The 12,406-nt window shown below is 29.6% G+C and carries 12 protein-coding genes; all 12 read right to left on the bottom strand.

What is annotated here, in order from left to right; genetic code table 11:
- Positions 1-73: 73 nt before the first annotated feature.
- Complete coding sequence (gene tagU / locus JFU54_RS05645) at positions 74-988, bottom strand: polyisoprenyl-teichoic acid--peptidoglycan teichoic acid transferase TagU (RefSeq protein WP_201063915.1); 915 nt, start codon at positions 986-988, stop codon at positions 74-76.
- Between the two features lie 89 nt (positions 989-1,077).
- Positions 1,078-2,520 (bottom strand): flippase, encoded by a 1,443-nt coding sequence (locus JFU54_RS05640; protein ID WP_201063914.1) that lies wholly within the window; start codon positions 2,518-2,520, stop codon positions 1,078-1,080.
- Positions 2,521-2,559: 39 nt separating this feature from the next.
- Positions 2,560-3,711, bottom strand: a complete 1,152-nt coding sequence (locus JFU54_RS05635) for a glycosyltransferase (protein WP_201063912.1) — start codon at positions 3,709-3,711, stop codon at positions 2,560-2,562.
- Between the two features lie 39 nt (positions 3,712-3,750).
- Positions 3,751-4,311, bottom strand: a complete 561-nt coding sequence (locus JFU54_RS05630) for an acyltransferase (RefSeq protein ID WP_201063911.1) — start codon at positions 4,309-4,311, stop codon at positions 3,751-3,753.
- Between the two features lie 51 nt (positions 4,312-4,362).
- A complete protein-coding gene (locus JFU54_RS05625; protein WP_201063910.1) occupies positions 4,363-5,505 on the bottom strand; it encodes a glycosyltransferase in 1,143 nt (380 codons plus the stop codon).
- 115 nt (positions 5,506-5,620) lie between these two features.
- Entirely contained in the window at positions 5,621-6,727 is a 1,107-nt protein-coding gene (locus JFU54_RS05620) for a glycosyltransferase (RefSeq protein ID WP_201063909.1), read from the bottom strand.
- Between the two features lie 109 nt (positions 6,728-6,836).
- Positions 6,837-8,030 (bottom strand): O-antigen ligase family protein, encoded by a 1,194-nt coding sequence (locus JFU54_RS05615; RefSeq protein ID WP_207192599.1) that lies wholly within the window; start codon positions 8,028-8,030, stop codon positions 6,837-6,839.
- Between the two features lie 144 nt (positions 8,031-8,174).
- Positions 8,175-9,254, bottom strand: coding sequence for a glycosyltransferase family 4 protein (locus JFU54_RS05610; protein ID WP_201063908.1), 1,080 nt, complete (start codon positions 9,252-9,254; stop codon positions 8,175-8,177).
- 43 nt (positions 9,255-9,297) lie between these two features.
- Positions 9,298-9,783, bottom strand: a complete 486-nt coding sequence (pssE, locus tag JFU54_RS05605; RefSeq protein ID WP_201063907.1) for a PssE/Cps14G family polysaccharide biosynthesis glycosyltransferase — start codon at positions 9,781-9,783, stop codon at positions 9,298-9,300.
- Positions 9,780-10,172, bottom strand: coding sequence for a PssD/Cps14F family polysaccharide biosynthesis glycosyltransferase (gene pssD / locus JFU54_RS05600; RefSeq protein ID WP_242489420.1), 393 nt, complete (start codon positions 10,170-10,172; stop codon positions 9,780-9,782). The genes pssE and pssD overlap by 4 nt, the downstream gene beginning before the upstream one ends.
- A gap of 118 nt (positions 10,173-10,290) precedes the next feature.
- Positions 10,291-11,613, bottom strand: a complete 1,323-nt coding sequence (locus JFU54_RS05595) for a UDP-glucose dehydrogenase family protein (RefSeq protein ID WP_201063906.1) — start codon at positions 11,611-11,613, stop codon at positions 10,291-10,293.
- A 109-nt stretch (positions 11,614-11,722) separates the two neighbouring features.
- Positions 11,723-12,403, bottom strand: coding sequence for a sugar transferase (locus JFU54_RS05590; protein ID WP_201063904.1), 681 nt, complete (start codon positions 12,401-12,403; stop codon positions 11,723-11,725).
- Positions 12,404-12,406: the final 3 nt, after the last annotated feature.

Genomic DNA, 12,406 nt, shown 5'->3' with positions numbered 1-12,406 from the left:
AATATATAATACTAATATAAATTTATGCAAAAATAAACCCAACTCCTTCCAAAGGGGTTGGGTTCGATAAACATTACTTCGTTAATTCAAGATGTGCTTTTAACTTGTTCGTTAAATCTTGCTTTGCTGCATCTGGAACATAGTAGTACCAAATACCATCAGCGGCTTTATGGCCGTCACCTGGGATTTGAATTTCTTCACTGTTTTGCATGCAATCTTTATAGTTCTTTTGAATATCAAACATTTGATCTTGAGTTAAACTTGTTTTTACGTTTTTCTCAATTGCTTTTAGTACGTCACCATAGCTTGCTAGAGACGATACACTTGCACCTTTTTTAATTACCGCTTGAATAACTTGACGTTGACGCATTTGACGGCCGAAGTCACCGCGTGGATCTTCGTAACGCATACGAGTATACTTTAATGCTGCTTCACCATCTAAATGGATATTTCCTTTAGCAAAGTGAGTCTCCCTTGATGTAAAGTCCAAATCATTATTTACATCAACACCTCCAACAGCATCTACAATATCTTTAAATCCAGCCATATTTACTTCAATGTAATGATCGACTGGTACATTAAGAAAATTCTCTACTGTTTTTACAGCCATATCAATACCACCAAAAGCATAGGCATGATTAATTTTATCTTTTTTTCCTTTACCAATGATTTCCGTATAAGTATCACGAGGAATACTGGTAATCTTCATTGATTTTTTTTGTGGATTTAATGTGAATAACATTAATGAATCCGACCTAGATGTTTCACTTTCCCTTTGATCTGTTCCCATTAATAAAATAGAAATAGGCTTTTGATCTGCAACATCCACTTTTTGATCACGTTTTTCAGACTTATCACGATCTAATGGTTTATGTACCATATCTAATGTGCTAGATACATTAGAATAGATAGTATAAGCATATACTCCGCCAGCAACAACAAGAACACCAATGATACCTAAAATCCAGAATAATATTTTCTTTTTCATAATCTATGCCTTCTTTATATTCTTATAGTTTATTTCCATTCAAACTTATCAATAACTTATCGAATTCGTCAACCCTATAATATCAAATATTATTGACTTCTTCTACGTACCAACATACTTTTGATTATCTGAAACATCTCCATAAAATATTTGTCTTTTACTAGACCTAAAAAAATAAAATAAAAAATGATACTACCTATCATAATAAATATAGTTGGAAAGATGCCTTCGGGTCTACATATCACATAAGGCAATACTATTGTTATAATAGTTATCAGACAATATGAAAGGTAATTTATTGAAAACAGATTGAATTTCATACCTGTTTTCCTCAACCATAAAGAATAAGCTACTAACTTAGATAGTTCAGTTAATACAAACGTAATGGCTGCACCTACAATAAGATATTTTGTAGTTAAAATAATATTAGCTACCACATTAATTACTAATGCTATTATCATCACATATATAGATATACGTTCTCTACCAGTAGAATACAAATAGTATGCATAAATTGCTACTAATGGCATTATTATTAAACATAGAGAAGTAATTTGCGATACCACAATTGCACCCAAATACTCTGTACCAAAAAGAATTTTTATTATGATATTAGAGTATAAAATAAAGCCAATACATGCTGGTATTGAAACAATTCCTAAAAAATGACCCGTTTTATTTAGGATTTTTTGTTGTGAGCTGTGATCATTATTATTATTCAAATAACTAAGTCTTGGTAAAAGTACAGCAAAAGCATTTGAAACAATCGCTACTAACATTGTAGTCATCTTTATACCTACATTGTAAAGACCCAACTTTTCTTTCGCCGCAATACTCCCTAACAGAATAGAATTTAATTGTAACGTAACCGTACTAACAAGTGAAATTATTAATGCCAAAAAGACAGGCTTAAAATGTACAGTAAATGATAACTTTCTCTTTTTTATTTCAATAAATTTCAACAAATACCAACCATTTAATAAGGCCGTCAGCATAAAGCTACCAAAGTTCAACAAAACATATATAAGATAATCGTCCTTTTCTGTAACAAATGTAAACACACAAATAACAAAAATAATTTTAACGACAACATCACGAGTTGTAATATATTTGAATTTTTCTACTCCTACAAAAAACCATTGGAAGGTAAATAAATTTGTTAACAGTGTTAATCCAGTAATAAAGAAAATGAAAAATTCACTATTTACTTCTGAACTATTAAGTAAAAAAATTAAATATAAGCATACCATACAAATTGTTAATATCAATTGTATAATGAACAACTCTTGAAATTTAGTACCTAGTTTTTCATTATCATCTTTAACTATAGCGATTTCACGTGTTGCATGTCCTACTAATCCTGTTCCCGCAAATACAGCAAAAATAGTAACTATGCTAGTCGCATAGTTAATACTTCCATAATGTCCTGGCCCTAAAACCCTCGAAATATAAGGAAAGGTTATAAATGGTATAATTAGTAATACTATTTGATTTAAAAAACTATACATTGTATTCCTAGTTAAGCTACTCATTATCTATGACACATCTCTCAAATTTAATATTTTCTGCACTTATTTTTTCATTAAAGAAATTATCTTCTCCAAATTCTCACGGTTAATCTCTGCAACTTTTTTACTTCCCTTAATTGCTTTAGATTTAAACTCTTGAATGTCAATGATAAAATTTTCCATCCCCTCAACAATACCATCTATTGTATTATCCACAATTAAGCCATACTCACTTTCACCAAGAATACTAACAGTCCCTGTTCTTGTTGAAAGCACTGGGACCTCTAGAAGAATTGCTTCTGCTACAACTAATGAATATCCTTCGACTCTCGACGATGATATGAAAAATTCACTATTTTTAACATATTTATATGGATTTTCTGTAAAAGGAATAAATACAACATCGTCCTCAATATTTAACTCAATAACTAAATTTTTTAATGCATTCTCCTCAACACCACTACCAAGAATTAATAATTTTATATCCTTTAACTGTCCCTTCCCCCTTAAAGAGGCATATGCTCTGATTAATCTATCAAAACCTTTTTCTTTCACTAGTCTTCCCGCAGAACAAATATATTTAAAATTCAATTCAAATTCCTTTTCAGCTAGCTTCCTAATACGATCACAATCTATAAAATTCGGAATAACAAAATTATTTTTATGACTTTTCTTAAAGTAGTCTTTATATCCTATTTTTGATTGTTCTGATACGAAAACCATACTTTGTACATTATCATATATCGCTGTTTCTTCCGAATAATTCTCAAAAAAGTTTTGAGCATGATTGTACCTACTTAAATCCGTATGAATCCAACCAATATGTTTTGATGATTCAATATGCTTTGAAGAAGATATAATTTTTATTGGTAGTCCTTCGACAAATCCTATTTCAATATCATATGTTCCCTTTAAACGGATACTCATAATTTTTCTTATATAATCTGCACTAATTTTTTCAAGCAACTTAAACAAATTAGTTACAATAAAGCGATTTAAAATCCTATCACTAATTTTTCTCGATTTTGCGTTTATATTAAATAAACTAACATGTTTTACCCTTCTCGAAAGTTGGTTATCTAATTTATTTTTACAAAAAGTAAAAACCGTAATAGAATATCCTTTATTATCTGACAAATTATTCGCAATATCTATAAGGACTCTTTCTGCTCCGCCTGCGCCCAGTTGTCCAATAACAAACAAAATCTTTTTCAAGGATTTTCCCCCTATAATTCGATCATACTAAATAAATCTTTATTTTAAAAACCCCATACCATTTTGTAGTATGTTTCTCATTTCTTCTTTTTTCTCTTCTGTAATATTGCCACCTAAAGTATAGCTTTCATCAAATAAATGGCTCTCGTCCATTCTTTCCTGCTGCTTAGCAATATATTCACTTGTTCTGCCAATTACCTTAGCGGGATTTCCAGCAACCACTGTATCAGCTGGGATACTTTTATTAACCACACTTCCAGCACCTATTATGACATTGTCCCCTATTTCAACGTTAGGAAGTATAATAGAACCTGCTCCTATAAATACTTCACTACCAATTTTAACAAGCCCAACTTTAGTATAATCTAAATAGAATTTAGTACTTGCATCATGTGCTAAAATATGAACATTTGGAGCTAGTGTAACATTATCTCCTATGCTTATTTTCCAGCAATGACTAGGGTCTATTATACATCCATCATTAAATGCAAAATTCTCCCCTATTTTTAATCCTGTTTTTTTAAGACCTTCTAAAGTTTCCTCATATCTACTTCCAAAACCTAATTTCCTTTTAATTTTTCGCTTTATTTTTGAAATCATATTAGACTCCTCATATGAAGTTTTATTTTAATCTATTTGCAGTAACCACTACTAAATTTTATAACTGCTAATTACCTCTATAATTTCTTCTAGTTTTTTCTGATTCTCATTCAACACCATTTTTTCCCCTGCTAATGCTTTCTTGGCATATACAGAATTCTCATCTATTATTTCTTGGATTCCTTTTTTTACCCCTTCTGCATTATTTGGAACCACTAGTCCAAACTCCCCGTTATTTAAAATGATAGAAGCCCCTGTATCAGTAGCAATAACCATTTTTTTCAGAAGCAATGCTTCTAGAACAACAGTAGGATACCCCTCCACTCTGGAAGACGAAACAACAAACTCACTATTCTTAATATACTTATATGGATTTTTATTAAATGGTACAAATATAATGGATTCCTCTAATTTTAATCTCCTAACAAGTTCTTTTAACTCGTTCTCGCTTTTTCCGCTTCCTATTATCATTAGTTTGAGGTTCCCTATCTTACCCTCTTCTTTTAGTTTATAATAACTTTCAATTAAACGATCGAATCCTTTTTCAGCACTCAATCTACCTACACTACAAATATACTTGAAATCCAATTCAATTTTTTCTTTAGATAAAGATATAACCCTATCCGTATTTAGTATGTTTTTCAGAGCATAGAGGTTGTCTTGATTATTAATCCCCTCAAAATACTCTAGATAGCCTGCCTTAGATGTTTCAGATACAAATATTACTTTATCCATCCTAGAATAAGTATCCAGTTCCTCAACTTTACTTTTAAAATAAGACTTACAATAATTAAATTTCTTTAAATCTGTATGAATCCAGCCTATCTTCATTGAAGAACTTTGTGATACAAATTTTATAGGAAATCCTTCTAAGAAAGCTACTTCAATATCGAAAGTTTCTTTTAAGAAGATATTAAGCAATTTCCTCATTTTAGATGGACTTAAAATCTTAAGTGATTTAAGAATTAATCTTATTTTTATTTTTGATACTACATCTTGTTTAGCTAGATCTACATTAAATAATTTCACATGTCGTATTTCTTTATCTAATTGATCATCTAATATACCACTACCAATTGTAAAAAGTGTCATCCTGAATTTTTTTTGCTGACTTAATACATTCATTAAATCTATTAGTACTCTCTCCGCTCCCCCTCCACCTAGATAAGGGATTACAAATAATATATTTTTCATTGTTTCCAACCACCATTATAGAATTAAGCTCTATTTTATCTTTTTAAAATTCCTATACAAGCCATAATAAATTCTTGAAGAGATTTTCCCTTCTGTGGAATGCTATTTTTAAGGTCTATATTTTAAAATCTATCTCTTTTAAAAACTCATGGAATTGAAATTCTATTTTATCCCACTCATGATTTTCCACTGTTTTTGACAACTGTAAAGCATCATACTTAAAAATTTCTTTAGAAACCTTTTCTATCCCTTCAACGATGCTATTTATGTCTTCGTTAATCAGTATTCCATTCCTATCATTAATAATTTCTGCATTAGCTTTTGTATTAGTTCCTATACATATTATTCCATTGATAATATATTCATATGTTTTAGTAGGAGGCTGTACATCATAATAATCCGTAATCGGCACATAAGAGAATCCTACCGAAGCCTCTTTAAAAAGATTTATTATTTCATCATGATTTTTTCTACCATGATATTGTATCTTCTCTTTATTTTCTGCATTGTTAATTGCGTTTATAACCTCTTGCTGATATGTTTCCGTATATGCAAAACCAACTATATCAAACCGAGTCTGCATACCGCTACCTACTCTTGAACAAAAAATATCATACGCTTTAATAACATTTTCAAAATTTCTATTCTCAAATGTCCCCACATACAAGAATCTAATTTCCCCTTTATCAAATCCTTTTTGACTTATATCGATAATACGGTCCGCTCCTAAAGGTAATAACGTATACTTTAGTATTTGTAATTTCTTTGCTAATAAATCAGAAATAACTGTAACATGGTCAAAAAATTTTGTAGACCACTTCATGGCATTATCATAAAAATGTCTTTTCTTTTCACTAGCAAACACAGCGCATGTTCGAATATCCATTATCCATTTAGTTACAGGTGTTATTTTTTTCATTAGCATTGGAATATGACCACAATATTCAATTGTCCCACTTACAATAATCCAATTATATTCTTTTCTTTTTTTCATAATATGCTTAATTACCCCGAAATTGTATTTAACATAATTAATAAATTTATTTTTACTACGTGATACATATATTAAATCAACATTATTTGGAGTATCTATTTTTGGACTTCCGTTATCAAAGCAATATATATCGATTTTTATATTCTGTTCAGCTAAATAAGCAACCATTTTCAAATAATCCGTATTATATCCATATTGACTTTTTGGAACAAGTAAAAGTTTTTTCATATTTATTTACCTCTTATAATTTCCTGCATCTTTTTAATTCCACTATAAAAGGTAGCAAATAATTATTTGCTACCTTTTACTAAAAAACTTATCATATTTAGTTTTTTAATTATTCCCTATTATATTTCATAACAAGTAATTTCTCATTACTATTCAAGAAAATTTTGATTATTAAATAAGAGAACCAAAAAACAGGTATTATTTCCCAATAATAAATATTATCAACCATAAATAATATTGTCGTAGCTAAAAAGAATCCTATTGTTCTCTTATCAATTTTAAATAAGTTATAGAAAAAGAGAAAGTATATAAGAAGGAAGATGCTACCACCTATAATTCCATAATCGAGAAATTCATTTAAAAACACATTATGTGCCCCTTGAAAATATGTATTTATTCTATATAAATACCAATTATCTATTACTCCATTAGGATTTTGTTTTAAAAGCTCTAGTGCACCTTCCCAAATATATTTTCTTGACCCCCAACTACTCAAGTCTCGTATATTTGAAGTATAATTTAACACTAGTAAACTACATATAGACGCTCCAAAAACTGTAGAAAAAGCGATAAGGTATCTAAAATACTTGTTAATTTTTTTATAATTAATAAACGTAACTAGTAGTGCGGCCATTGCCACAAGAGACATCATTGAATTTGTAAGTACAACATTAATAGCCAGTATTATTATTCCAATCCAACATATTCTTACATCTAAATATGGATTAATTCTTAACAAGAACATTCCTGTCAAACAATAAAAAGCATACTTTGTTTTTTGTGAGAATATTGATTGTAATCTAACTTCATTAAAATAATGCATCATGGCATTCTCATCATAAACAATAAAAAATGGTGAAGTAAAAGTAATATTGATTCCATAGATTCCTTTTATATACAAGAAAATTCCCATTAATCCCATAAGGATTAATGCATAGCTAAAGATTCTAGAAAATCTAATAGAAAAATCATCTGTCCACTTAAAAAAAATAAGGATAAATATGAATGTTATAATATATAAGTTATTAAGATATACTTTATATATAGATTTGTTTTCAATCCCCATATATAACCCTGTCACTAATGTAAATAACATATATACTATAAGTAGTACTATCATTGTTAATTCTTGTTTAGTTATATCAATCTTTATGTGTTTTACCTTTAATAAATTAAATAAGGTATACATAATATAAATAAAACATATCAAACTAGATGGATATACATATATATTATTGAATTTATTTCCCATAATAAGAAAAAAAGAAAAAAAGAATATGCTACCTACAATTATTTTATTCATCACTCTATTCCTATCTATTACATTCGCTTAAATTTTTTTCAGTAATTTTAATTTCACGTAAAACCATAATAATGCTCCTTATGTCTATCCCTTTATTATATATGTCCTTAAAATTCACAATAAAGATATAAACACTAAAAATCATTAATTAAAAGGTGATTTATTTCTATTTTTTAATATTTTCTCATATAATAAATAAACATCCTCCAATGAATTATACACATTATATTTTTCACATATTTTTTTCGTATTATTTCTACCCATTAATTCCATAATCAACTGATTATTTAATAAACAAGTGATTTTATCCCCTAATTCTGTTATATCTCCAGGCTTAATAACAAATCCATTATCTGCTTCTACAACAGAAGCAATGGAGCCAACTTCAGTAGATATAACAGGTAACCCATAGCTCATTGCTTCTAATATTGACATTGGCATCCCCTCATTATAGGAAGGCAGTACATAAATAATGCTTTTACGATAAATTTCTTCTATCTTAGCTTCATCTGATATCCAACCCGGAACAATGAACAAATCACCTAAATCTAATTCATTAATCCTCTTTTTTACCTTTTCAATTTCACCATCACCAGCTAAAACAATTTTATATTTATTATCTATTTTCCCCTTTAATTTAGCACCAACTTCAATCAAATCATAGGTACCTTTTCTTTGAGAAAGTACCCCCATTGTTGTGATATATACTCGATCATTAAAATCATTAATAGATTCTTTTGGAAATACTGCGTTATCTAAAGAAACAACTTTTGCTTTACAAATTGATTCATAATATTCTTTCCACTGCTCTCCTAAAGCTAGTATGACAGTTACTTTGTTCAGCGTATCCACAATATCTTTCTTTCGCTTATCTGAGCTTTCATTATAGAAATCTTTAAATTGAGATCCATGCATATGCAATACAATTGGGATATTATTTTTATGCAAAATCTGTATAATTTTACTTTTGCGAATAAAACTCCCTCTGTAGGACATATGGATATGAGCTATGTCATATTGATGCTTTAATACATTAAGTTTAAAAAATAGTTTTACATACTGAATCATAAAGTAAAATATATTTACAAAATGATTGCTACCATAATAAGTTGGAAAATATTCTAATTTAGTTTTCTCACTAAGGCCAGCTTGCATATAATTTTTTACCACTCTAGTAATCCCACCCGTTACACGTATATGAGATCCAATCATGATAACATTCATTAACTCACCTATTTCTAATATTTTTAGTTTCTAATTGTACAAGTTATATGGTCTTCTTTAAAAATGCATCTAATATATTAATAATATTATTAGTATTAGATTGATATTTTTTAAATTGCATATTTTTTACAGTCTCTAATGAATGTTCTAATTCTTCAATATCTGAGATTCCGTATATTAAGTTAGAATTTGTGAACTGCTCTATTATTTCGAATTGATGATTATCTACATGTTCACCATACTTAACAGTACGAGGAATACCAATCACTTTCTTTTCTTGCTTTACCCCATTAATAATAGATCCTGTTCCTCCATGGGTAATAATTATTTCACTTTTTTTCATTAAATTTAAGAATTCTTCTTTATTTAAAAATTTCTTGTATGAATACAGGCGTGGTTCATACGTTGAATAGCCGATTTGAGCAAAAACTTCATCTGGTTTTACTTTTTGTTCTTCAACTAAACGATCAATTTCTTTTAGTAATCTATCAAATTGAAACTTTTGAGACCCTACTGTAACGAAAATCAATATATGCCGCCTCCATACGTTGCGTTTGGATAAAACTTTTTCATATCCTCCCACTGAACTAAAAATAAATCTGCATGTTTATACATTAATTTACCAGTAATAGTAGGTGAAGTTATTTTAGAAAAAGATTCAATAAATATTAACTTTTTCCGAAATAATTTCGCCAATAGGCATATTGGTACTGTTGCCAATGCACCAGTGGAGATAACAACATCTGGTTTTTCTTTTAATAAAATAATTAAGGTTTGAAAAAATAAAATAATGAATTTAAAAAAGAAGGAAAATTCCCTTCTGTTGATTTGAACCACATCATAATGCTTTATACCTTTTGAATTGAATTGATAATTTGTTTTTTCGGTCAAAATAAAACTATCATGTTCCTTCATCATCGGATGTAACATCATTAATTGTTCTAGATGCCCCCGGATGAGGCAGCAAAACATATTTTCAATATTATCCCTCTTTCATTTCTCTAACATAAACAATAAAAAATTCTCATTATTTAAATTAGATACTCACTTTATTTCTCTTAACAACAGCTCTTCCTACTGAATAGTAATTCACATTACTATTTTTTACATTTTCTATCCCAAAGCAATTTCTACCATCATACACATTCGGGTCTTTCATTTCGCTCTCAAATTTTTCTAATGGTATAGATTTAATTTCATCCCATTCTGTTAAGATAAATACAATCTCTGTATCTTTAATTGCTTCAAGCACTTCATGCACATATTCTACTGTACCGGGTAATACTTTTTTTGCATTATTGATCGCTATTGGATCATAAGCTTTTACATGAGCCCCCATCTCTATAAGCTCTGGTATAATAACTAGCGAAGCGGCCTCTCGAATATCATCAGTATTAGGCTTAAAAGCTAGTCCCAAAACACCTATGGTTTTGCCTTGCAACGTTCCAAATTCCTTAATTGCTTGATCAAGTAGTTTTCTTTGTTGCTTATTATTAAATTCGATAACTGAACTTAATAAACTAAAATCATAATCTACATTTTCTGCAATTTTTTTAAGCGCCTTTGTATCTTTAGGGAAGCATGAGCCCCCATAACCAATACCTGCTTTTAAAAATTGATTACCCACTCGACTATCTAGACCCATTCCTAACGCTACCTGCTCTACATCAGCACCCACTTTTTCACATACATTAGCAATTTCATTAATGAAGCTAATTTTTGTAGCTAAAAAGGCATTAGACGCATACTTAATCATTTCTGCACTACAAATGTCAGTTTCATATATAGAAATACCAAAAGGTTTATTAACCTCACGCATTACTTCTAATGCCCCTTCGCAATCCGTACCAATTACAATACGGTCGCCATTAAAGATATCGTAAACAGCAGATCCTTCTCGAAGAAACTCTGGATTTGATACCACTTCAACTTTAATATTTCCCGTTAATAGCCCTCTTAATTTTCTCTTAATATAATGGTTAGTCCCTACAGGTACGGTACTTTTCGTTACCACAGTAACATCTTGTTTTATATTTTGAGCAATTTGTTCTATAACTTCATTAACATAAGTTAAATTTGCTGTACCATCCTCATTTTCCGGAGTACCTACTGCAATGTAAATAACCTTTGCTTCTTTAAACGCTTTTAAATGATTTGTAGTAAAGTTTAAACGGCCAACTTCAATATTCTTTAGCATTAATTCATCTAGTCCTGGTTCATAAATTGGTGATTGTCCACTTTGCATTTTCTTTACTTTTTTCTCATCTGTATCTATGCAAGTAACATTATGTCCTATTTCTGATAAACCCACGCCTGTTACTAGACCTACATATCCAGTTCCTACTACCGCTATATTCATATTATTATATCTCCCTTGCAATCATTTTGTTTTTGAATACAAGTTAGAGCACACGCCATAACTTTTTAAATTAATTTAGTTTATCACCTAAGGTGTATATTGAGTCGTATTAAAAAGCATCTTTTGATCCAAATAACACTAATATCGTCTTCAGAATAAGCTTAAAATCAAGCCAAATACTGCATTTTTTAATATACGTTAAATCTAATTCAACCATTTCTGCAAAACCAACACTATTTCTCTCTGTAACCTGCCAAATTCCTGTACACCCTGGTGTAACAAGTAACCTTTGTTTATCGTAAGAAGTATATTCTTTGACCTCTCTCGGTAGCGGTGGACGTGGTCCAACCAAACTCATATCACCTTTTAAAACATTTAATAATTGTGGCAATTCGTCAATACTTGTTTTACGAATGAACTTTCCGATTTTTGTAATGCGTGGGTCATCTTTCATTTTAAACATAGCACCTGATACTTCATTATGATCCAATAAATCTTTCAACTTTTCTTCCGCATCTGTTACCATTGAACGGAATTTATACATTCCGAATTCTTTTTCAGCTTTTCCAACACGAGTCTGTTTAAAAAAGATAGGACCTTTCGGATCTTCCAGCTTAATAAGTATGGATACAATAATAAAAATAGGGGAAAGAAAAATAAGACCACACAACGCACCAAATATATCCATTAATCTCTTTGTAAATAAATACGCCCACCTTTGATTTACCTCTTTCGCGGCAAGTAATCGTTGTTTTTTTACATTTTCACTTGATACTTTCGTTAAGGCCAATGC

The sequence above is a fragment of the Bacillus sp. TH19 genome (assembly GCF_016651075.1).
Taxonomy (GTDB): domain Bacteria; phylum Bacillota; class Bacilli; order Bacillales; family Bacillaceae_G; genus Bacillus_A; species Bacillus_A mycoides.
The sequence above is the reverse complement of the archived record's forward strand: the minus strand, read 5'-3'. Positions and strand labels throughout refer to the sequence as shown.

Excerpts from the sequence above, each read along its gene's own strand:
- tagU (WP_201063915.1), bottom strand. The coding sequence starts at position 988 with ATGAAAAAGAAAATATTATTCTGGATTTTAGGTATCATTGGTGTTCTT.
- JFU54_RS05640 (WP_201063914.1), bottom strand. The coding sequence starts at position 2,520 with ATGAGTAGCTTAACTAGGAATACAATGTATAGTTTTTTAAATCAAATA.
- JFU54_RS05630 (WP_201063911.1), bottom strand. The coding sequence starts at position 4,311 with ATGATTTCAAAAATAAAGCGAAAAATTAAAAGGAAATTAGGTTTTGGA.
- JFU54_RS05625 (WP_201063910.1), bottom strand. The coding sequence starts at position 5,505 with ATGAAAAATATATTATTTGTAATCCCTTATCTAGGTGGAGGGGGAGCG.
- JFU54_RS05620 (WP_201063909.1), bottom strand. The coding sequence starts at position 6,727 with ATGAAAAAACTTTTACTTGTTCCAAAAAGTCAATATGGATATAATACG.
- JFU54_RS05615 (WP_207192599.1), bottom strand. The coding sequence starts at position 8,030 with ATGAATAAAATAATTGTAGGTAGCATATTCTTTTTTTCTTTTTTTCTT.
- JFU54_RS05610 (WP_201063908.1), bottom strand. The coding sequence starts at position 9,254 with ATGAATGTTATCATGATTGGATCTCATATACGTGTAACGGGTGGGATT.
- pssD (WP_242489420.1), bottom strand. The coding sequence starts at position 10,172 with ATGATGAAGGAACATGATAGTTTTATTTTGACCGAAAAAACAAATTAT.
- JFU54_RS05595 (WP_201063906.1), bottom strand. The coding sequence starts at position 11,613 with ATGAATATAGCGGTAGTAGGAACTGGATATGTAGGTCTAGTAACAGGC.